24 protein-coding genes and 1 tRNA gene are annotated in these 21,867 nt (G+C 49.7%); 15 read left to right on the top strand and 10 right to left on the bottom strand.

From position 1 onward, the window contains the following. Positions 1-90: 90 nt before the first annotated feature. Positions 91-822, bottom strand: a complete 732-nt coding sequence (locus AC2FAK_RS04905; RefSeq protein ID WP_020687085.1) for a MurR/RpiR family transcriptional regulator — start codon at positions 820-822, stop codon at positions 91-93. Positions 823-1,087: 265 nt separating this feature from the next. Between AC2FAK_RS04905 and trhA the strand changes: the two genes are divergently transcribed. Then, a complete protein-coding gene (gene trhA, locus AC2FAK_RS04910) occupies positions 1,088-1,747 on the top strand; it encodes a PAQR family membrane homeostasis protein TrhA (protein WP_003863433.1) in 660 nt (219 codons plus the stop codon). A 109-nt stretch (positions 1,748-1,856) separates the two neighbouring features. On the opposite strand, the gene ygfZ is transcribed toward trhA, so the two are convergent. After that, on the bottom strand, positions 1,857-2,837 hold the full coding sequence (gene ygfZ, locus AC2FAK_RS04915) for a tRNA-modifying protein YgfZ (protein WP_020687086.1): 981 nt from the start codon (positions 2,835-2,837) through the stop codon (positions 1,857-1,859). Positions 2,838-3,131: 294 nt separating this feature from the next. Here ygfZ and sdhE point away from each other — a divergent pair, with 294 nt between their 5' ends. Both sdhE and AC2FAK_RS04925 read left to right on the top strand, forming a co-directional pair. Next, positions 3,132-3,398: an FAD assembly factor SdhE gene (gene sdhE / locus AC2FAK_RS04920; RefSeq protein WP_013098615.1), complete on the top strand. Its 267-nt coding sequence runs from the start codon at positions 3,132-3,134 to the stop codon at positions 3,396-3,398. Then, positions 3,379-3,792 (top strand): protein YgfX, encoded by a 414-nt coding sequence (locus tag AC2FAK_RS04925; protein WP_020687087.1) that lies wholly within the window; start codon positions 3,379-3,381, stop codon positions 3,790-3,792. The genes sdhE and AC2FAK_RS04925 overlap by 20 nt, the downstream gene beginning before the upstream one ends. Positions 3,793-3,798: 6 nt before the next feature. Here AC2FAK_RS04925 and fldB read toward each other — a convergent pair whose 3' ends face one another. Continuing rightward, positions 3,799-4,320: a flavodoxin FldB gene (fldB, locus tag AC2FAK_RS04930; RefSeq protein ID WP_013098613.1), complete on the bottom strand. Its 522-nt coding sequence runs from the start codon at positions 4,318-4,320 to the stop codon at positions 3,799-3,801. A 101-nt stretch (positions 4,321-4,421) separates the two neighbouring features. On the opposite strand from fldB, the gene xerD reads away from it, so the two are divergent. From xerD to lysS, 5 genes are all read left to right on the top strand, one after another. Continuing rightward, positions 4,422-5,318 carry a site-specific tyrosine recombinase XerD gene (xerD, locus tag AC2FAK_RS04935; RefSeq protein ID WP_013098612.1) on the top strand — a complete coding sequence of 299 codons (897 nt, stop codon included), beginning with the start codon at positions 4,422-4,424 and terminating at the stop codon, positions 5,316-5,318. A 28-nt stretch (positions 5,319-5,346) separates the two neighbouring features. Next, complete coding sequence (dsbC, locus tag AC2FAK_RS04940) at positions 5,347-6,060, top strand: bifunctional protein-disulfide isomerase/oxidoreductase DsbC (RefSeq protein WP_013098611.1); 714 nt, start codon at positions 5,347-5,349, stop codon at positions 6,058-6,060. Between the two features lie 5 nt (positions 6,061-6,065). Continuing rightward, positions 6,066-7,799, top strand: coding sequence for a single-stranded-DNA-specific exonuclease RecJ (recJ, locus tag AC2FAK_RS04945; protein ID WP_045902722.1), 1,734 nt, complete (start codon positions 6,066-6,068; stop codon positions 7,797-7,799). Between the two features lie 90 nt (positions 7,800-7,889). Beyond that, positions 7,890-8,988, top strand: a protein-coding gene (gene prfB / locus AC2FAK_RS04950) for a peptide chain release factor 2 (RefSeq protein WP_095908218.1) whose coding sequence is annotated in 2 segments (ribosomal slippage) — positions 7,890-7,964 and positions 7,966-8,988 — 1,098 coding nt in all. Because the reading frame shifts where the segments join, the coding sequence is not laid out codon by codon here. A gap of 9 nt (positions 8,989-8,997) precedes the next feature. Continuing rightward, on the top strand, positions 8,998-10,515 hold the full coding sequence (gene lysS / locus AC2FAK_RS04955; RefSeq protein ID WP_013098608.1) for a lysine--tRNA ligase: 1,518 nt from the start codon (positions 8,998-9,000) through the stop codon (positions 10,513-10,515). Between the two features lie 47 nt (positions 10,516-10,562). Here the strand turns inward: lysS and idi are convergent, their stop codons facing one another. After that, positions 10,563-11,105 carry an isopentenyl-diphosphate Delta-isomerase gene (gene idi, locus AC2FAK_RS04960; protein ID WP_013098607.1) on the bottom strand — a complete coding sequence of 181 codons (543 nt, stop codon included), beginning with the start codon at positions 11,103-11,105 and terminating at the stop codon, positions 10,563-10,565. 162 nt (positions 11,106-11,267) lie between these two features. Here idi and actS point away from each other — a divergent pair, with 162 nt between their 5' ends. The 7 genes from actS (at position 11,268) to wrbA (ending at position 17,099) form a co-directional block, all read left to right on the top strand. Beyond that, entirely contained in the window at positions 11,268-12,011 is a 744-nt protein-coding gene (gene actS, locus AC2FAK_RS04965; protein WP_276307910.1) for an amidase activator ActS, read from the top strand. Between the two features lie 80 nt (positions 12,012-12,091). Then, positions 12,092-12,165, top strand: a tRNA-Gly gene (locus AC2FAK_RS04970). Positions 12,166-12,853: 688 nt separating this feature from the next. Further along, a complete protein-coding gene (locus tag AC2FAK_RS04975; RefSeq protein WP_095454943.1) occupies positions 12,854-13,072 on the top strand; it encodes a YdgH/BhsA/McbA family protein in 219 nt (72 codons plus the stop codon). A 418-nt stretch (positions 13,073-13,490) separates the two neighbouring features. Beyond that, entirely contained in the window at positions 13,491-14,879 is a 1,389-nt protein-coding gene (locus AC2FAK_RS04980) for an ester cyclase (protein ID WP_205742470.1), read from the top strand. A gap of 16 nt (positions 14,880-14,895) precedes the next feature. Next, on the top strand, positions 14,896-15,666 hold the full coding sequence (locus AC2FAK_RS04985) for an SDR family NAD(P)-dependent oxidoreductase (RefSeq protein WP_095454944.1): 771 nt from the start codon (positions 14,896-14,898) through the stop codon (positions 15,664-15,666). Positions 15,667-15,690: 24 nt separating this feature from the next. Beyond that, positions 15,691-16,461 carry an SDR family NAD(P)-dependent oxidoreductase gene (locus AC2FAK_RS04990; protein ID WP_095454945.1) on the top strand — a complete coding sequence of 257 codons (771 nt, stop codon included), beginning with the start codon at positions 15,691-15,693 and terminating at the stop codon, positions 16,459-16,461. Between the two features lie 38 nt (positions 16,462-16,499). Further along, a complete protein-coding gene (wrbA, locus tag AC2FAK_RS04995; RefSeq protein WP_095454946.1) occupies positions 16,500-17,099 on the top strand; it encodes an NAD(P)H:quinone oxidoreductase in 600 nt (199 codons plus the stop codon). 27 nt (positions 17,100-17,126) lie between these two features. Here wrbA and AC2FAK_RS05000 read toward each other — a convergent pair whose 3' ends face one another. From AC2FAK_RS05000 to AC2FAK_RS05025, 6 genes are all read right to left on the bottom strand, one after another. Then, positions 17,127-18,050: a LysR family transcriptional regulator gene (locus AC2FAK_RS05000; protein WP_170942747.1), complete on the bottom strand. Its 924-nt coding sequence runs from the start codon at positions 18,048-18,050 to the stop codon at positions 17,127-17,129. A gap of 75 nt (positions 18,051-18,125) precedes the next feature. Next, entirely contained in the window at positions 18,126-18,872 is a 747-nt protein-coding gene (locus AC2FAK_RS05005) for an SDR family oxidoreductase (RefSeq protein WP_095454948.1), read from the bottom strand. A gap of 101 nt (positions 18,873-18,973) precedes the next feature. Further along, positions 18,974-19,855, bottom strand: a complete 882-nt coding sequence (locus AC2FAK_RS05010; RefSeq protein WP_095454949.1) for a helix-turn-helix transcriptional regulator — start codon at positions 19,853-19,855, stop codon at positions 18,974-18,976. Positions 19,856-19,873: 18 nt separating this feature from the next. Further along, positions 19,874-20,479 (bottom strand): NADPH-dependent F420 reductase, encoded by a 606-nt coding sequence (locus AC2FAK_RS05015; RefSeq protein WP_095454950.1) that lies wholly within the window; start codon positions 20,477-20,479, stop codon positions 19,874-19,876. 53 nt (positions 20,480-20,532) lie between these two features. Further along, positions 20,533-20,832, bottom strand: coding sequence for a DoxX family membrane protein (locus AC2FAK_RS05020; protein ID WP_170942748.1), 300 nt, complete (start codon positions 20,830-20,832; stop codon positions 20,533-20,535). A gap of 124 nt (positions 20,833-20,956) precedes the next feature. After that, the gene (locus tag AC2FAK_RS05025; protein ID WP_095454952.1) at positions 20,957-21,778 is read right to left on the bottom strand and encodes a pirin family protein; all 822 of its coding nucleotides are present in this window, start codon (positions 21,776-21,778) and stop codon (positions 20,957-20,959) included. Positions 21,779-21,867 lie beyond the last annotated feature (89 nt).

Below are 21,867 nucleotides of genomic sequence, written 5' to 3' on the forward strand. Positions count from 1 at the left end.
TTGGAATCGAGTCTAGCAAAGCGACATTAAATGTCACGATATAACAATTTGCCTGAATTGTAATTTGTCACATGCAAAAAACAGGATGTTTTATTCTGTTAATTTCTTCGCCAGTTTACGCCCGAGCGACTCCAGAATATAAATAACGGGAATTTGGGTGGTGATATCATACACGCCTGCAATACGCGTCTGGGGAACATGCCAGGAGAGATTAAAATCGGCCAGTTTTGCCAGCCGCGAGTGCTCATGGCTGGTAATGGAGAGTACCTTGCAGTGATGCAGGCTGAACTGGCTGGCGAAGCGCAGGATCTCTTCCGTTTCACCGGATACCGACAGTACAATCGCCAGCGCATTTTTGGCCATATCATTGGTCACCGGGAAATAAGGATCGTCGATATGGTTGCTGAATTTACCGATATTAGAAAAGAAGCGTGCACCATATTTTGCCAGCGAGCCTGAGGTCCCTGCGCCGACAAAGATAATTCGCTCGGACGATAATATTATCTCCACCGCTTCATCTAATAATGTATCGAACTCTTCATTATTAACGCTTTTAAAGAAGCTGATAATTTCACTGGCACCAAAATTTATCTGCTGAGGCTCATTCTGCTCCAGATAGAGCTTAAAGCGTACGCGAAATTCAGAGTAGCCTTCGCAGTTGAGTTTGCGGCAAAAGCGCAGGATAGTGGTGGTGGAGACACCCGCCGCGTCCGCCAGTTCGCGGATTGTCATGTACATCACTTTGTCACGATTTTTGATGACATAGTTGTAGACCATCATCTCCAGATTATTGAGACTGGCAATGGCGGCGTGGGTGAACATACTCACAGTGGCATAACTCTCATTCAGACTTCATTGATCCATCATAACATGCAGCCGGAGGGCAGGATCCATTTTTATGCCTTTGATTCATAATGATTAAATTTTAATGTGAACAAATGTAAGGTGAAACTGTTTTTTATATATATGATTTTTATATATAAATTATGGATTGAAATTATTTTAGCTAACAGGTGTTCACTGGAATCATTCTCAGTTAGCATAGTCATGCGATGAATAATCATCTTTCGTTTTCCCGGAGTTTTGTATGGTGAGCAGACCATTAATCGCACAGGGATATTCACTGGCTGAGGAAGTAGCCAACAGCATCAGCCACGGCATTGGCCTGGTGTTTGGGATTGTCGGTTTAGTGTTATTACTGGTGCAGGCGGTGGACACCAACGCCAGTGCCATGGCCATTACCAGCTACAGCCTGTATGGCGGGAGTATGATCCTGCTGTTTCTGGCGTCGACGCTGTATCACGCCATTCCGCATCAGCGGGCGAAGATATGGCTCAAAAAATTTGACCACTGCGCTATCTATCTACTTATTGCAGGCACCTACACGCCGTTCCTGCTGGTGGGCTTGAACTCACCGCTGTCGCGTGGCCTGATGATTGTGATCTGGAGCCTGGCACTGCTGGGGATCCTCTTTAAGCTGACCATTGCGCACCGGTTTAAGGTGTTGTCGCTGGTGACCTACCTGACGATGGGCTGGCTGTCGCTGATAGTGGTTTATCAGCTGGCGATTAAGCTGGCGGTAGGGGGCGTGACCTTGCTTGCCGTAGGCGGCGTGGTCTACTCGTTGGGCGTCATTTTCTATGTCTGCAAGCGCATCCCTTATAACCATGCTATTTGGCACGGCTTTGTACTTGGGGGCAGCGTGTGTCACTTCCTGGCAATTTATTTGTATGTGGGGCAGGTTTAGTTTTTACATCTTGCGGCCTGTTGCCCTCACCCTAACCCTCTCCCACAGCGAGAGGGAGAACACCAAAACCGTAGGCCCGGTAAGCGCAGCGCCACCGGGCGATACAGCATCACTCTTCCAGTGAATACGGCAGCGGCTCAATACTCAAGGTATTGGCATCATCACGCACGCGGAACACGCTGTCGGCTTCCATGTCGTTGTTCATCACCGCCTGCACCAGCAGACGGCCATCATCCAGCTGAACGGCGGCTAGCACGGTGCCGGTACGGCGCCAGTTTTCACCCATCTTCAGTTCTAAATCTTCACCTGCTTCCGGTACACGGCTGGCGTGACCCGCCAGAGTCCACAGCGCGCGCTTATTTGCGCCGCGGAATTTTGCCCGCGCGACCATCTCCTGGCCGGTGTAACAGCCTTTTTTAAAGCTAATGCCGCCCAGCGCCTGCAGGTTGGTCGCCTGCGGAATAAACTGCGCGCTGTTGGCCGCGTCAATCACCGGCAGACCCGCTTCAATGTTCAGTGCCAGCCACTGTTGGCTGTTATTGAACTGGGCTTCACCGCGCAGGGCCTCAGTTACGCGCTCGGCGGTCGCGGCGTCGGTCACCAGCAGGAAACGTTCTACAGGGTGTTCAAACCACAGGATGGAGGTCTCACCTTCGCTAACCAGCTGTTTTTCTGCATCCGGCAGTTCGTTGAACAGGTTTTTCAGCGCGGCACGCGCCTGAAAACCGGCCACGCCCAGCAGCACGTGCTCGTCATCTGGCGCAATGGTGACTTTAGAAAAGACCGCGTATTTCTTTAGCTCTTTAAGCTGGTCATCACGCAGGCTGCGGCGCTCAATAAAGGCAAAGCCATCCTGACGGCGGAACAGACGCAGGTTGCTCCACATTTTGCCTTTTGGATCGCAATGCGCAGCCAGCAGGTGCTGATGTTCGGTCATCTGGCTCACGTCTGCCGTGACCTGGCCCTGAAGGTATTTTTCGGCATCGGCACCAACGAGTGTGGCCAGTGCCCAGTCATCAAGAGAAATAAGCGTCAGCGGCAGACGCGCAGAGGCGGCGGGCTGGCGAGGAGAAAATGGTGTAAATGCCATAACGGTATCCTGAATTGCTTAACGCTTTGATAATGCCTAATGGTAAAAGAGACTACAGCCATTGCAAGCGCTTTCAGCAGGCCATTCGTGCCATAACGCAGCAATGCGTAGCGCCACGCAAAATAGTGTAATCCGCTGTCTTTATAGGGGTTATTCTGGAAGCCCACTTCAGCTTCGCAATATTCCAGTAAAGAAACGGTCAAAAACACGTTACACTAGCGAGTGTCCCCGCAGAGAAATAAAGAAGACTGAACGGGGTACCGACTGTGCCAAACGTAATGCAGGAAACAGAACATGGATATTAACAACAAGGCCCGTATTCACTGGGCATGCCGACGCGGCATGCGTGAACTTGATATCTCCATCATGCCTTTCTTCGAATATGAGTATGACAGCTTAAGCGATGAGGATAAGCGTCTGTTTGTTCGCCTGCTTGAGTCTGACGATCCCGATTTATTCAACTGGCTGATGAACCACGGCAAGCCCGCCGACACCGAGTTGCAACGGATGGTGCAATTAATTCAAACACGGAATCGGGAACGTGGTCCTGTGGCAATCTGATCTTCGCGTCTCGTGGCGCTCGCAGTGGATGTCGTTATTGCTCCACGGCCTGGTCGCGGCATTTGTTTTACTGATGCCGTGGCCGCTTAGCTATACGCCGCTGTGGCTGTTGTTGCTGTCGTTCGTCGTTTTTGACAGCGTGCGCAGCCAGCGCCGGATCAATGCCCGCCAGGGTGAGATCAAATTACTGATGGACTCCCGCCTGCGCTGGCAGGGTCAGGAGTGGGATATCCTCGGTATGCCCTGGATGCTCAGTTCCGGCATGATGCTACGGTTACGCCAGGTGGGCGGCGGTAAGTGTCAGCATCTGTGGCTGGCCGCCGACAGTATGGATATTGCGGAGTGGCGGGAACTGCGCCGGATGCTACTGCAGCAGCAACCGACGCAGGAATAATACGCGTTAACTGAACTTCTCGGCCATTTCGCCCAGAATCTGTTCGCACCAGGTTTGCAGACGCTCGTCGCTCAGATCGTACTGGTTGGTTTCATCCAGCGCGAGCCCGACAAACAGCTGGCCGTCTGCGATAATCGGTTTTTTACTGGTAAATTCGTAACCTTCCGTTGGCCAGTAGCCGATAAACGTGACGCCCTTCGGTGCCAGCTTATCGTGCAGCATGCCGAGAGCATCCAGGAACCATTCCCCGTAACCGAACTGGTCGCCCATACCGTACATGGCAATGATTTTGCCGTCGAGGTTGAGCGTATCGAGCTGATCCCAGATGGCTTCCCAGTCTTCCTGTATCTCACCGAAATCCCAGGTCGGGATGCCGAGGATCAATACGTCGTACTGCTCCATCAGCGTGAGCGCATCGTCCTTCAGGTTATGCAACGTCACCAGTTCCGGGCCAATGATGTCGCGAATTTTCTCTGCCGCCATTTCGGTGTAGCAGGTGCTGGAACCATAAAACAGACCAATATTCATCGCGTATCTATCTCAATTCTTGCTATGACTTTGCGCGTAGTGTACCAGAAACCGCTCGCAATCAGGCATAATGCCCGGATTGCAGAATCAAAGGGGCTGATGTGGAAAAGGATCTCGCACTCATCGAACAGTTTCTCGACGCGCTGTGGCTGGAGAAAAACCTGGCCCAAAATACGCTGAGCGCCTATCGGCGGGACCTCACCATGCTGGTGGAGTGGCTGGCACACCGGGGACTGTCGCTGGAGAGCGCACAAAGCGACGACCTGCAGGCGCTGCTCGGCGAGCGTATGGAAGGGGGCTACAAAGCCACCAGCTCTGCGCGTCTGCTCAGTGCAATGCGTCGACTGTTCCAGCATCTCTACCGTGAGAAAATTCGCGCGGACGATCCCAGCGCCCTCCTGGCATCGCCTAAACTCCCGCAGCGGCTACCGAAAGATCTCAGCGAAGCACAAGTTGAGAGATTATTACAATCTCCGGCTGTTGACCTGCCGCTGGAGTTACGCGATAAAGCCATGCTTGAGCTATTGTATGCTACCGGCTTGCGCGTTTCGGAACTGGTTGGCCTGACGATGAGCGACATCAGCTTGCGTCAGGGCGTGGTTCGTGTGATCGGTAAAGGGAACAAGGAACGGCTGGTCCCGCTGGGAGAAGAGGCGGTGTACTGGCTGGAAACGTATCTGGAGCACGGTCGTCCGTGGTTGCTGAACGGCGTTTCTATCGATGTCTTGTTCCCCAGTCAGCGTGCGCAGCAGATGACGCGGCAAACGTTCTGGCATCGCATCAAGCATTACGCCACACTGGCGGGCATTGACAGTGAAAAGCTGTCGCCGCACGTGTTGCGGCATGCCTTTGCGACACATCTGCTGAACCACGGCGCCGATCTGCGCGTGGTGCAGATGCTGCTGGGACACAGCGATCTTTCCACGACGCAAATTTACACCCATGTCGCGACGGAACGCCTGCGGCAGCTACACCAACAGCACCACCCTCGCGCGTGAGTGCCGACGAATTGTTACAGGATCTTATATGAAAAAGTCTTTTGCGCTGTTCACCCTGCTGGCAGCCTCTTTTACCGGTTTTGCCCATGCGGATGACGCCGCTATCAAACAGTCGCTGACGAAACTCGGCGTAACCAGCAGCGATATTCAGCCTGCGCCGGTGGCTGGGATGAAAACCGTTTTAACCAACAGCGGCGTGCTGTACGTGACCGAAGATGGCAAACACATTATTCAGGGGCCGATGTACGACGTAAGCGGCGCGCAGCCGGTGAACGTGACCAACCAGCTGCTGATGAAAAACCTGAATGCGCTCGAAAAAGAGATGATCGTTTATAAGGCGGCGCAGGAAAAACACGTTATAACCGTCTTTACCGACATCACCTGTGGCTACTGCCACAAGCTGCATGAAGAGATGAAAGATTACAACGCGCTGGGCATTACCGTGCGTTATCTGGCTTTCCCTCGCGCGGGTGTGCAGAGCCAGCCTGAGCAGGACATGAAGGCCATCTGGTGTGCAAAAGATCGTAACAAAGCGTTTGATGACGCGATGAACGGTAAGGGTGTACAGCCGGCTTCCTGTGATATTGATATTGCCAACCACTACGCGCTGGGCGTGCAGTTTGGCGTGACCGGTACGCCAGCCATTGTCTTAAGCAACGGCTACGTTGTCCCGGGCTATCAGGGGCCAAAAGAGATGAAAGAGTTCCTCGACGCGCACCAGAAACAGTTTGGTGGTAAATAATCCGCGTGAAAGCCCCAATAAAATTGCGCCGCCGCGACGCGGTTGAACAGGTTGATTTGCCAGCCGATCTTCCGCCGCTGTTAAAGCGGCTCTACGCCAGCCGAGGCGTGCGGAGTGCAGGCGATCTTGAGCGCAGCGTCAAAGGGATGCTGCCCTGGCAGCAGCTGAACGGCATCGAAAAAGCCACTGAAATGCTCTACAACGCGCTTCGTGAAGGCACGCGCATTGTGGTGGTGGGGGATTTCGATGCCGACGGCGCCACCAGCACCGCGCTGAGCGTGCTCAGCCTGCGCGCGCTGGGCTGCGAAAACGTCACCTATCTGGTGCCTAACCGCTTTGAAGATGGTTATGGCCTTAGCCCGGAAGTGGTCGATCAGGCACATGCCCGCGGCGCGCAGATGATCCTGACCGTAGATAACGGGATCTCCTCCCATGCGGGGGTCGATCACGCGCATCAGTTGGGGATCCCGGTGCTGGTCACCGATCACCACCTGCCGGGTGAAACGCTGCCGGCCGCTGAAGCCATTATTAACCCGAACCTGCGCGACTGCGATTTCCCGTCGAAATCACTGGCGGGCGTGGGCGTGGCGTTTTATCTGATGCTGGCGCTGCGTACTCTGCTGCGGGATAAAGGCTGGTTCGAGTCCCGCGGGATCGCCGTGCCCAATCTGGCCGAGTATCTCGATCTTGTTGCGCTCGGCACCGTGGCGGACGTGGTACCGCTCGATACCAATAACCGTATCCTCACCTGGCAAGGGTTAAGCCGCATTCGTGCGGGCAAGTGTCGTCCGGGTATTAAGGCGCTGCTGGAGATTGCGAACCGCGATCCGCTCAAGCTCGCCGCCAGCGATTTGGGCTTTGCCCTCGGCCCGCGCCTGAACGCGGCCGGCAGGCTGGACGATATGTCCGTCGGCGTCGCGCTGCTGCTGTGCGACAACATTGGTGAAGCGCGCGTGCTGGCGAATGAACTGGATGCGCTGAACCAGACCCGCAAAGAGATCGAACAGGGAATGCAGGCTGAAGCACTAACCCTGTGTGAAAAGCTTGAACGCAGTGGTGAAACATTGCCGGGCGGGCTGGCGATGTACCACCCTGAGTGGCATCAGGGGGTGGTGGGCATTCTGGCGTCGCGTATTAAAGAGCGTTTCCACCGTCCGGTGATTGCATTTGCGCCCGCAGGCGATGGCACGCTGAAGGGCTCCGGTCGTTCGATTCAGGGGCTGCACATGCGCGATGCGCTGGAGCGTCTGGATACGCTCTACCCGGGCCTGATGCTCAAATTCGGTGGTCACGCGATGGCGGCAGGCTTGTCGCTGGAAGAGGCGAAATTCGACGAGTTTCAGCGTCTGTTTGGCGAACTGGTGACTGACTGGATCGACCCGGCTCTGCTGCAGGGGGAAGTGATTTCCGACGGTGAGCTCGCACCGATGGAGATGACCATGGAAGTGGCGCAAATGCTACGCGATGCAGGCCCGTGGGGGCAGATGTTCCCGGAGCCGCTGTTCGATGGCCGCTTCCGTCTGCTGCAACAGCGCATCGTGGGCGAACGTCACTTGAAAGTGATGGTGGAACCGGTGGGCGGCGGCCCGCTGTTGGATGGTATTGCCTTTAACGTCGATACCACTGTCTGGCCGGACAATGGCGTACGCGAGGTCGAACTGGCCTACAAACTGGATATCAACGAGTTTCGCGGTAACCGCTCCCTTCAAATCATCATCGACAATATCTGGCCAATTTAGCGGCAGTAATCTCTATAAAAAAGGGCGTGGATTCGGTACAATCCCGCTCTTATCACCGCATTTTGACAAGTCCATAAAAGAAAACAGACCATGTTTGAAATTAATCCGGTAAAAAACCGTATTCAGGACCTCACGGAGCGCTCTGACGTTCTTAGGGGGTATCTTTGACTACGATGCCAAGAAAGAGCGTCTTGAAGAAGTAAACGCCGAGCTGGAACAGCCGGACGTCTGGAACGAGCCTGAACGCGCGCAGGCGCTGGGTAAAGAGCGTTCCTCTCTCGAAGCTATCGTAGATACGCTGGATCAAATGGCTCAGGGGCTGGAAGACGTTTCCGGTTTGCTGGAGCTGGCTGTAGAAGCCGACGACGAAGAAACCTTTAACGAAGCCGTGGCAGAGCTCGACGTGCTGGAAGAGAAGCTGGCGCAGCTTGAGTTCCGTCGTATGTTCTCCGGCGAATACGATAGTGCTGACTGCTATCTCGATATCCAGGCGGGTTCTGGCGGTACTGAAGCGCAGGACTGGGCCAGCATGCTGATGCGCATGTATCTGCGCTGGGCTGAAGCGCGTGGCTTTAAAACCGAGATTATCGAAGAGTCTGAAGGCGAAGTGGCTGGCATTAAGTCCGTCACCATCAAGATCATTGGTGACTACGCCTACGGCTGGCTGCGTACCGAAACCGGCGTTCACCGCCTGGTACGTAAGAGCCCGTTCGACTCCGGTGGTCGTCGTCATACCTCATTCAGCTCCGCGTTTGTTTACCCCGAAGTTGACGAAGATATCGATATCGAAATCAACCCGGCAGATCTGCGTATCGACGTTTACCGCGCATCTGGCGCGGGCGGACAGCACGTTAACCGTACGGAATCGGCGGTACGTATTACCCACATTCCAACCGGGCTGGTAACACAGTGCCAGAATGACCGTTCCCAGCATAAGAACAAAGACCAGGCCATGAAGCAGATGAAAGCGAAGCTTTATGAGCTGGAGATGCAGAAGAAAAATGCTGAGAAACAGGCGATGGAAGACAACAAGTCTGATATCGGCTGGGGCAGCCAGATCCGTTCTTACGTCCTTGATGACTCCCGCATCAAAGACCTGCGTACCGGGGTTGAAACCCGTAACACGCAGGCGGTGCTGGACGGCAGCCTGGATCAATTTATCGAAGCAAGTTTGAAAGCAGGGTTATGAGGAACCAACATGTCTGAACAACAAGCACAGGGCGCTGACGCGGTAGTCGATCTTAACAACGAACTGAAAACCCGCCGCGAGAAGCTGGCAGCGCTGCGCGAGCAGGGCGTGCCGTTCCCGAACGATTTTCGTCGTGACCACACCTCAGACCAACTGCACGCTGACTTCGACGCTAAAGAAAACGAAGAGCTGGAAGCGCTGAACATCGAAGTGGCCGTTGCGGGCCGCATGATGACCCGTCGTATCATGGGTAAAGCCTCTTTCGTTACCCTGCAGGACGTGGGCGGCCGCATTCAGCTGTACGTTTCCCGTGACGATCTGCCAGAAGGCATCTACAACGAGCAGTTCAAGAAGTGGGACCTGGGCGATATCCTGGGCGCGAAAGGTAAACTGTTCAAAACCAAGACCGGTGAACTGTCTATCCACTGCACCGAACTGCGTCTGTTGACCAAAGCCCTGCGCCCGCTGCCGGACAAATTCCACGGCCTGCAGGATCAGGAAGCGCGCTACCGCCAGCGTTATCTGGACCTCATCTCTAACGATGAGTCCCGCAAGACTTTCAAAATTCGCTCCCAGATCATGGCCGGTATCCGCCAGTTCATGGTTAACCGCGACTTTATGGAAGTGGAAACCCCAATGATGCAGGTGATCCCGGGCGGTGCTTCTGCACGTCCGTTCATCACCCATCACAACGCCCTGGACCTGGACATGTACCTGCGTATTGCGCCGGAACTGTACCTGAAGCGTCTGGTGGTGGGTGGGTTCGATCGCGTGTTCGAAATCAACCGTAACTTCCGTAACGAAGGCATCTCCGTGCGTCATAATCCAGAGTTCACCATGATGGAACTCTATATGGCGTATGCAGATTACAAAGATCTGATCGAGCTGACCGAATCCCTGTTCCGCACCCTGGCGCAGGACATTCTGGGCACCACGCAGGTACCTTACGGTGAAGAAGTGTTCGACTTCGGCAAGCCGTTCGAAAAACTGACCATGCGCGAAGCCATCAAGAAATACCGCCCGGAAACCAACATGGCGGATCTGGATAACTTCGATTCTGCAAAAGCGATCGCTGAAAGCATCGGTATTAAAGTGGAGAAGAGCTGGGGTCTGGGCCGTATCGTGACTGAGATCTTCGAAGAAGTGGCAGAAGCGCACCTGATTCAGCCGACCTTCATCACTGAATACCCGGCTGAAGTGTCCCCGCTGGCGCGTCGTAATGACGAGAACCCGGAGATCACTGACCGCTTTGAATTCTTCATCGGTGGCCGTGAAATCGGCAACGGCTTTAGCGAGCTGAACGATGCAGAAGATCAGGCGCAGCGCTTCCAGGATCAAGTTGACGCAAAAGCGGCAGGCGACGACGAAGCGATGTTCTTCGACGAAGACTACGTGACGGCGCTGGAGCACGGCCTGCCACCAACGGCGGGTCTGGGTATTGGTATTGACCGTATGGTAATGCTGTTCACCAACAGCCACACCATCCGCGACGTGATCCTGTTCCCGGCGATGCGTCCGGTTAAATAACGTCTGCAGATCGTAAAAAGCCCCGTGCGATAGTCGCCGGGGCTTTTTTATTTGGCGGCGAAGGCCCGCAGTTTTTCGCGTGCCGCCGTAGCCTCCATCACCATCCAGGGGCTAAAGGCCCACGGTGTGGCATCCAGAGCCTGGAACAACGCGTCCAGATCAACCCATTCGTATGCCATCACTTCATCACTGTTGATCGTCAGCGCATTCGTGATCCTGGCGGCAAAGACCGGACAAATCTCATTTTCAACGATCCCGGAAGGATCGGTTTCACAGTAGCGAAACTCAGCGGCGACAGGGGTGATCCCGGTAATTTCGGCTCCCACTTCATAGCGGCAGCGGCGCACAATGGCCTGATCAATCGCTTCACCAGATTGCGGATGGCCGCAGACTGAGTTCGTCCAGACACCCGGCCAGGCTTTTTTGCTTAATGCGCGACGGGTGATAAGACATTCCCCTTTGGCATTGAAGAGCCAGGAAGAGAACGCCAGATGGAGTGGGGTATGGGAGGTATGTGCAGCGTATTTTTCCTGAGTGCCAATCACCATTCCCTGGTCATTTACCAAAATAACGTGTTCTTGAATACTCATTGATGCTCCAGTGCTAACCATGCGGATGGCTCAGCACCACCAGCGATGTCATTATACTGCATTCCGGTACGAACGGTTTGTTCCACAGAGCGGAAAAGGGCTGACCCATATCTGTTTGGGCTGGTATTATAGGGCGCCATTCACGCTGACCGAGGATCTGTTTTGTTTGCAGGAAGCCTGACGAGAAATCCCATCACTGCCGTGTTCTGCCTGATGCTGACGCTATTACTGGCAGGCTGTTCAGGGAGTAAATCTTCGGATATGGGCAGCTATTCCGGTGCGGTCTATACCGTGAAGCGCGGGGATACGCTGTACCGGATTTCGCGCGCGACGGGGACCAGCGTAAAGGAGCTGGCGCGTCTGAATAATATCTCTCCGCCATATACCATCGAAGTGGGGCAGAAGCTGAAGGTTAATGGCGGTTCATCCTCGGGCAAAAAATCGTCGTCGAAAGGCAAAACCGCCAAAGTGACGCCATCCTATGCGGTGCCGCAATCCTCCTGGCCGCCTGTCGGACAGCGCTGCTGGATTTGGCCGGCCAGCGGTAAAATTGTGCTGCCATACTCCTTATCTGAAGGCGGCAATAAGGGAATCGATATTGCAGCCGCGCGCGGTACGCCGGTTTATGCCTCCGGAGCAGGGAAGGTCGTGTACGTGGGCAACCAGCTGCGCGGTTACGGTAATTTGATCATGATTAAGCATGGTGAAGACTACATCACGGCTTATGCGCATAACGACACAATGCTGGTTAATAACGGCCAGAACGTGAAGGCGGGGCAGAAGATCGCCACCATGGGCAGCACGGGCACGGATACGGTGAAGCTGCACTTCCAGATCCGTTATAAGGCCACCGCCATCGACCCGCAGCGTTATCTTCCGGCACAGGGCAGCAAGCCGAAGTGCTAAGTGATTATTTTATCGCCATTTAGTTGCGAAGAGGCTTGTATGAAGAGGCGTAAGGTCTATAATGCTTTACGCACCTCAAAGCGGGCGTAGTTCAATGGTAGAACGAGAGCTTCCCAAGCTCTATACGAGGGTTCGATTCCCTTCGCCCGCTCCAGACTCAATTCTTCTGACATTTACCAATCTCAAGTTTACTTTATAAGTCAGCAACAATAGCATTCTGTTAGTCTAATGAACTCAATAGTATCTCCCCGGTTCAACCTAAACTTAGGGTACAGAAAGGAGCATAATTGGTATCACTTGTATCCAGAGGGCCGGCAGGAAATGAGTATCGTACTTTAAATGAATGGTATTGTGATTCAGCGTACCCGGACACTGGTTTGATAGTTTTTGTCGATCCATGAACTGATTTAAGCTAACCAAGCTCTCTGGTTACGCTTAATTATTAAGATTAAAAGTTATTTAATAGTGAAAATGATGACCTTATTTATTAAAGGTGTCAGGAAATGTCTGGATTGAATTAATTAAAATAATACATTATGGCGGAATTGAGTATAATCAATTCTTATAATTACCATAAAAATACTGATATAAACATATCTTTTAGAAAACTGTAATGCAAACAGCTTGTCTATAATTTCAGATTATCTTGATTTATTCGCACATACGTATTAATTATTTGAATAATGGCCGTGATGTATAACATCCTGGTTTCTTTTGTATGTTCATTTTTTTGAAGGTTAACAACAAAGGCAACATCTATTACTTTTGTGCTTTAACAATTATGATTAATCACAATGAGGCACAGAGCCTCAATCTGAAAAAGCTAATCTGAGGATACGATCATGAAAAGCATTAAAAAATTAGTCGCAGTGGCGATATTATCTGTGGTCTCTTTTGGCAGTTTCGCACAGAGCGTAACGGCTACTGCATCCACACTTGAAAGTGCTGAAGTCAAGGTAGCAACCCAGGCGCAAAAAGCTGGGGCATCATATAGAATTACCAGTGCACGTGTTGACAATGGCGTTTATATGACAGCCAAACTGGTCAAAAAAAGACTGTGATATTATCGACATATCATTAAAAAAACTGCAAGGGAGCAGCTTTTTTAATTCTAATGTATCGAGTTGTAAAATATTAGCTTGTGATAGTTGTTAAATTTATATGAGTTAAGTTGTGCGTAACCCCTGCCAATTTTAGAATTATCCTCATTTATAACAATTACATCCTGACTCCGTAGCTTAGTTACTGTAAGAGAAGAGATGAATACATACGATTCTGTAAATTATGTTAAGTAATTCATTGATATAAAAGTAAAAAGGAATAGCAGAGCCTTATGACTAACATAATGCTATTGTTGATGTTTTTATGTTTGCTTTTCATTATGTATTTTTTAGGGATACTGAATCCAATAATTGAATGTTTATTCGCTTCGTTAAATTGTTTACTTTGTGTTTGTTACTCATTCAACCGGGAGCTGTAATGAATATTCGCGTTCGTCTATACAAGCCTGGGCCACCGAGTTCGATGGTTTTTGAAGAATTAGCTGAACTTCCGACACCTGCCACAGGCGAAGTTCGGTTGCGTCATGAAGCCATCGGCTTGAACTTCATTGATACATTATTCAGGTCCGGGATATACCAAGCGCAACTTCCTATAGAGATGGGTGTAGAAGGCGCGGGGGTTATTGAAGAAGTTGGGCCTGGAGTTACTGATTTTAAAGTTGGTGATAGAGTTGCTTATTTTTTTTCAGCTGGCGCTTATTCAACCGAGCGTTTGATCGAAGCGCGATTCCTTATAAAGCTCCCGCGAACTATTAACTCAACCTTAGCCGCAGCGACATTTACTAAAGGACTCACTGGCTGGATGATGTTATACGGTGTACATCAATTGCAACCTAATGAGGTTATTTTAATTAACGGCGTGTCTGGTGGTGTCGGTTCCATTGTGGCTCGCTGGGCGAAGGCTCTGGGTGCTATGGTCATTGCAAGTGTAGGCTCAGAGGCAAAAGCGGGCCTTGTTCGTAGCTATGGAATAGAGCATGTTTTGAATGTTAACGACCCACTTCTGGTGGAACGCATACTCGAGTTGACAGACGGAAGGGGAGTTGACGTTGTCTATGAACTGGTGGGTAAACAAACATTTGCTCAATCAATCGCTGCCCTGAAAGATGGCGGTGAGTTGATCCATGTCGGTAACGCTTCCGGCTTTCCAGATATAGACAAGACGGCAATTTCAGCCCGCAGAATCCGCCATGTACAACCCAGCACGGCACAATATGTCGGTGAGCGGGATGCATTGGAGCGTGCCAGCACCGACGTGTTCCAGGCAATAGAACAAGGAATATTCGGTTACGAGTCTCCTGATATTTATAACATGTACGAAATTGCGCGTGCGCATCAGGATATGGCCGATCGTAAAATTGTAGGTGCAGCCATAATACTTCCCAATGTGACAACATTGAGCGACATGGCTAAGGCCATCGTGCGCCTGAATACAGAGGAAGTACAGGGCGGTGGCAATTTTTCGCTGTTTGAGCAGCTTTTTGCGGATGATTTTATCGATCATACACCTCAGCCGAACTGTACTCCCGATAAAAAAGGTGCACGCACCTTATATCTAAAACTTCGTGAAGCTTTTCCCGATTTTCACGCTGTTATCCATTGGCAAACAGTAGATGGGGATCGAGTAACAACTTACAAAACTTATTACGGTACCCACCTGGGCGATTTTCTGGGAGTTTCGCCAACTGGCCGTAAAATCCATTTCGATACTGTGGACGTAATGCGCGTTCAAAACTGCCAGATCATTGAACATTGGGGGGTAGCACATCTCTATTCTTTGATGCAGCAATTGGGTTCTATTGCGTAAGTAGATGGTGGTCAGAATGGAAAAAGATTTCCTTGATAAAGTAATTCTCGTCACTGGCGCAGGGTCGGGGATTGGTCGAGAGGCTGCGAGGCTTTTCGCAACACGAGGCGCATTAGTGTATGCAATTGATCTAAACGTAAATACTTTGGAGGAAACAGGTCACATTATTTCGTCTGAAGGTGGTCAAACCCGTTTGGTTAATATTAATGTAAGCCAGGAGTCTGAGGTAAGTGCATTATTGATACGTATTGATAGCGAGGTCGGACGACTCGATGGTGCGCTAAATAATGCGGGCATAACCGGTGGGACGTATCGCATTGAAAATTATCCATCCGAAGATTTTGACCATGTTATTTCAGTCAATCTGCGTAGTGTATTTCTTGGCATGAAATATCAATTACCTCTGATCAAACGAACAGGAGGAACGATTGTCAACACAGCTTCAGTGGCTGCGTTGACTGGTCCTGGTGGTATGTGTGCATATGCGGCATCTAAACATGGCGTATTAGGATTGACAAGAGTTGCCGCAATGGAAAATGCAGCACATGGCATTCGAATTAACGCTATTGCACCAGGATGGACAGAGACACCGATGGTAATTGCTAACAGTGCGCAAAACCCTGCATTCGCGGATTTGTTGAAAGAAAGTATTCCGGCAAAGCGTGGTGCTCACCCTGCTGAGATTGCTGAGGCAGCAGTATGGATGTCATCTCATGCGGCTAGTTATTTACATGGGCAGATGCTCATTTTAGACGGCGGTATGACAGTCGGCGGCTTTGAAGCGTAACTTATTCCTCTATAGGAGAGCGTAATGAGTAACCTTTTAAATAATAAGGTGGTTATTGTTACTGGCGCCGCCAGTGGCATTGGAAGGGCGATAGCGATATCGGCAGCTAAACATGGTGCGCGCGCGGTGATCGTTTCGGATATCACGGAAGAGCCGCGTGAAGGGGGGACCAAAACAACCAGTGAAATTACAAAACTTGGTGTTATTGGTCGATTTGTTAAAGCAGACGTCAGTAAACGTATTGAGGTAGATGCCTTAGTTGATACGGCCATGGAATTTGGCGGGCTCGATTTAATGGTCGCAAATGCTGGTATTACCTTACGCTCGGATGGCCCTTATGTTGAAGAAGAGCAGTACCGGCGTTTAATGTCTATTAACCTGGATGGCACTTTATTTTGTGCTCAATCATCTGCAAAGCAGATGCAGGCAAACAATAAGCCAGGCAGTATTGTCCTGATGGCTAGTATGGGGGGGATTGTTGGTGCGGGTATGACAGTTGCATATTCGACCAGCAAAGGTGGTGTTGTGTTAATGGCAAAGGCTCTTGCTGATGCCCTTGGCCCCGATGGCATCCGTGTCAATGCGGTGGCACCTGGTACCATTGATACTCATTTGTTACGTAATAGTCCCGGAATCGCCGAAGCGGCGGAAGGCTTCCGGCAGCGTACCCCTCTGCGTCGCCTTGGTAAACCTGCAGAAATAGGAGACGCGGTCGTTTGGTTAGGTTCTGATATGTCGAGTTATGTAACAGGTATTGCCCTGCTCGTGGACGGCGGCCTGCTGTCAGTTATATAAGCTTTTAAGTACTAATATACTAATTAGTGGAGAAATTTATGTCTAAAGTCCTTGTTCTGTATTATTCATCCTATGGTCATATAGAAGCTATGGCCGACGCTGTGGCAAGTGGCGCTCGCAGTACTGGTGCAACAGTAGACATCAGGCGTGTGCCAGAAACAGTACCTGAAGAAATCGCTAAAGGTGCCCATTTTAAGCTGCAACAAAATGCGCCAGTAGCCAAGGTTGACGATTTGGTCAATTATGACGCGATTATTATCGGAGCGCCAACACGTTTCGGCCGTATGCCGTCACAAATGGCTGCATTCCTTGACCAGGCTGGAGGTCTGTGGGCTCGTGGTGCGCTAAATGGAAAAGTGGGAGGTGCTTTTACTTCCACTGCTACACAGCATGGGGGGCAGGAAGTCACACTATTCTCAATCATCACAAATATGCTGCATTTTGGCATGACAATTGTCGGTCTGCCATATAGTTACTCTGGACAGATGTCAATTGAAGAAATTGTAGGCGGTAGCCCTTATGGTGCCACAACTATCGCAGGAGGGCAGGGGCAACGTTTACCAAGCGAGATTGAGCTTGGAGGGGCGCATCACCAGGGCGCGCTTATTGCCAAAACAGCCAATAAACTGTTTGATTAATTTTTCATATTCTCCCATGTGTCATCATTATTTTGATACACGTGGGGGCATAATGTATTGATTATTCTTAATGATTTCGGAAACCCATTCTACGAAAACCCGTGTCCGCGAGTTCATATAGCGGTTGGCAGGATATATGATATGTAGTGGCACAGACGGTGATGACCACTGGGGAAAAAGAGGTATTAATTTACCATCGTTAATTGAGGGTTGTAGCATGAAAGCTGGCCCCGATACAATGCCAAGTCCGGCTATAGCTGCAGAAAATAATGCATTAATGTCATTAACAGAGATAAAATATTTACTCTTAATTTCTACATTTTCTTTCTGCGATTTTAGCTTAAGCAGCATTTGCCGTACTGAACCAGTATACTGATAATGTATAAGGGTATGTCCGTTTTCAATATCGAGGGGGATGGCTGGCATGGTATGTTTCGCAAGATAAATTGGCGATGCGCAAAGAATAAATGGCAAATTGCCCAGATGGCGGGCAATTAGGGAAGTGGTTCGAATCTCCCCTGCTTGTATAACGCAATCAATTTGTTCGTTTACCATATCTAAGGCTTTGTCACTTACCTCCACATCAAGTTGCATCTCAGGATAATGCAGGCGAAAGTCTCCAAGCGCAGGGATGATAAGATGTGATGCCATACTTGATATATGAACACGCAAACGTCCATGCGGATTCTTCTGGCCAGCTGATAACTCAGACTCAATTGCATACCATTCGGCAAGCAAATTAACCATACGTTCAAAATAAAGTGCGCCATCATTTGTTGGTGACACTTTTCTGGTGGTTCGGTGGAGTAATTTTACGCGTAAATGTGCTTCCAGCGCTTGGACTAATTTTGTAACCGTATTTTTAGGTATTTCAAGAGATTCTGCCGCCCTTGCAAAGCTCCCCGTTTCGACAATGCGAACAAAAATTCGCACAGCGGTAAAATAATCCACAATATTATCCTCCCAATTAATGTTTACGTTAATGGAACGGGCCAATAAGCGTGCACTCTGGCCCGCTCCAGGCGCTTACCACGGTTGTTCTGTAGGCATTATGAACATTTCTGCCACGTCTACATGGTCTGGCGCTTGCAATACGTAAATGATGGAGTCAGCAATATCTTCTGACCTCAGGAATTTCATCTGTTCTTTTAAACCCTCCATCTGTTTACGATAATCCTGGTCTGTAATATGCTCGAATAGCTCGCTTTCAACAGCTCCTGGCTGTAAGGATGTAACACGGATGTTGTATTTAGGCGATAACTCCATTCGTAGAATATCTGTAAAAGCAGCGACCGCATGCTTTGTCGCACAATACACTCCAAGGCCTGGAAACGTTTTTCGACCAGCGATAGAAGATGTATTAATTATATGTCCTGATTTTTGATTTTGCATGATAGGGAGTATGGATGAAACAGTATTAAGCACACCTTTGATGTTAACATCTACCATACGATGCCATTCATCAACTTTCAGTTGTGAAATGTCTGAAATAGGCATAAGCCCTGCGTTGTTGAAAGCGATATCAATATGTCCATAAGTCTTATGTAGTATATCCACACCTTCTTTCACCGAGGCCTGATCAGTTACATCCATCTCCAGTGCAAGTGATTCACCACCAGCAGCCTTGATCTCTGTGACAAGTGCTTGTAGTCGATCCATCCGACGGGCAGCCAGACCAACAACCACGCCATGCCGAGCGAGTTTTTTTGCGGTGGCTGCACCGATGCCGCTTGAAGCTCCAGTCACGATAGCTACTTTACCTTTAAGTTCCATAATTGATCCTCTCGTTAACTAGTTTAATATCTTCAGGTAAATCTTCTGAAGCACGGTTCAATAATGTCTCTTTTAGCAGTAGTATGCGCGCGGAAAATTGCTCAACCTATCGTGGTTTTGCTACGAACATAATCGGCTCGAAATCTTGATGGTGGTACACCATAAAGTTTGCGGAAGACTGCGGCAAAATGGCTTGGACTGTTATATCCTACGGCTAAGGCTATATCGATAATCGAGCAATCTGTTTCGGATAATAGGCGACGAGCCTCGTCCATTCGTAACCGGATAAAGTAATCTGATGGCGAATAACCGGTTGATTGCTTGAAAACGCGGCTGAAATGAAATTCGCTTAACTCTGTCAATTCAGCTAACCGTGCTAAATTAAATGGTCGAGCTAACTCTTCGCGCATCGCTTTAAAAACTCTATACAGTTTATACGCCTGTAAACCTCCCCGAGGGCGACTTACATTAGTTCCGTAAGTACGAGCCAGATGAACCGCCAGTGCTTGAGCGATGCCTTGGATAAATGGTCCACTAGGTGGATCCTGAAAGAACATCTCCGTGCGAATATGCTCCAGCAAAGCTGAAACTGTTTGATCTTTTGCTCCCGATACTTCCTGCAATTCAATATCTGGCATCATGGCCACACCGATATAGACGTGCATGACTGTGAACGGGATGTTTGGATCAGCCCGCCATCTCAGTTCAGAAGGATGGGCTGAAGTCGTGAGAAAAAAATCCCCTGCGACAACTCGGTTTTCTAGCCACTCTCCTCCTGGAAACCGTTCTTCTACGACGGCTTCCCCTGAGAGTATCCATACAATAAAGGGTTCAGGTACGGCCGGAATGATTATGCAATCCTGTTCATGTCTACGAGAAAGGATTTGTACAAATACATCACGAGAACACTGAGCACGATATTCCTTGATCAACTCGCCAGGGATGTATTCTTCAAACGAATCTGCGGAAGTATGCTGAGTCATATTAACCGCCAACAAAAATTATGGGAGTTTCAGTAAATTAACTGCCGGCAGAGGACCACCAGGGAATTGTTGGAGATAACCACCTGTTTCAAGACTACCTAAGCCTATGGTCGCGAACCCAATATGTGCAACTAGCTGCTCTACTTCAGATTTTGCATCAGTATGGTCTCCAGAGATAAATACAACACGGCGTCCACCAGACTGAACCGGATCCTGGGCCAGTACGTTAGCTAAAATAGTGTTAAAAGCTTTAACAACACGAGCTCCCCGTGCCCATTTCGTAACTAATTGACTTGAGTTTTTACCTCCCAGCTCAGCCAGCGTGAATCCAGGCAAAAGCACTGGGTTCGTGGCGTCAATGAGAATGCGACCTTCGAAATCTAAACCTCTTAAAGCCGATTCTGTACTATTCCAGTTAGTGCTGATAAATACTATCTCAGCTTCAGCGGCTTGCTGAACGGTGCCTGCACGAGCTCTGTTACCCAACATTTCAACTACAGTAGCCAGGCTGTCCGGACCTCGACTATTGCTTAGGATGACGTTGAGATTAGCTTTGACAAGTTGTCTGGCAAATGCCTGCCCTATAGCCCCAGCGCCTATTATGCCGATAGTGTTAGTTTTCATATTTTATTTCCTTAAGAACAAGTGGATTGAACCTTCCGATGAGAAGGCACTTTTTAATTTTTGAGAATGAAAAAATTGGGTCCAAACGCGGTTATCTGAAGCAGACCACCGGCCATTGCTATATTTTGTAGAAACTGTATGAGCTGCTTCTGTTCACTTAGAGCATTATGAAAGACTAGGCCGGTAATAATGGCGAAACCGACAAGTAAAGTTACAATAAGCCGGGATTTGATGCCTGTCGCCAGCATGAGGCTACAAGCTAGCTCAACGACAATCACACACGCTATTGATACTTGGGTAAAAGGTAATACTCTGTGAACATTTTTGTTTAACATTAAAGAGGATAAAGTCATTTTCCTTACCTCGCAGTAAATCGATGATGCGTGGAATAGATTTTTATTTATCTCATTCATAACAGTGATAAAAACATTGGGTTTCACATTAAACCCGTATTGTTTATATCAATTTATATGACAATCATGCCCCCTGCGCGGCACGTAACTGGGAGCCGATTCTGCGGATTTCCTCTTCACCTTTTGCCAGTGCTGCCTCGGTTGTATGGACAGAGTAATAACCGGTAATAAGTTCGTATGGATGTTTTACGGCGGAGCCCAGCACAAATTCAGTAGAACCGTGAGCTATAAAATTAATGATGCCATTCCCTTCCTCGAAAATTGCCACTTCACGTTGAATTCTGGCACCTCCAGTCTCCAGCGAACCAGTAGCAACCGCCACCCAACCGATGTTGTGATTCTCTGGAGGCACATATGTCCAATGTTCTCCATCATTCAGTTTGATATGTAGATAGTTTATTGAGGCTCGGGTACTTATTTTGCTGTTGACGCCCCCGTAACTACCAATAATTATTCGTGCAGGTCCGTGAACAGGCACGCTCCTGGAATGTACATAATGGCTATACGATGGACTGTTTTCATCATCAGAAGGTAGCGCTAACCACAACTGGAAACCCGTAACATGCTGGCCCGGAGCTGCGCCACCCTCATGCCATACTCCACCGCCAGCGCTCATCCATTCAACTCCACCAGTTAAAAGCCGACCGCCGCTACCAGTTGTTTCAAAGTAATCAAGCGCTCCATCCATGACAACCGTGACGGTTGCGATGCCTGAATGAGGGTGCATGCCCATTTTGCTTGCAGACCCCTCCAAATGGAACAAATCGAGGAAGACAAAAGGTTTAATTAGTTGGCCTAAATCTCCAGGACTCACCAGGCGCGTAACTCCGCGACGGGTATTGCCATGGGTGCGATAATCTATATTGCGATAATTTGCCGTATTCATTTTCTTGACTCATTCGTTTAAGTACACGGCGGGATAGTAAGACTCGCGCTCATATCTGGATAGCCTATATAATTAGATATATCCCATCT

This window comes from Enterobacter cloacae complex sp. 394F7 (assembly GCF_057320385.1).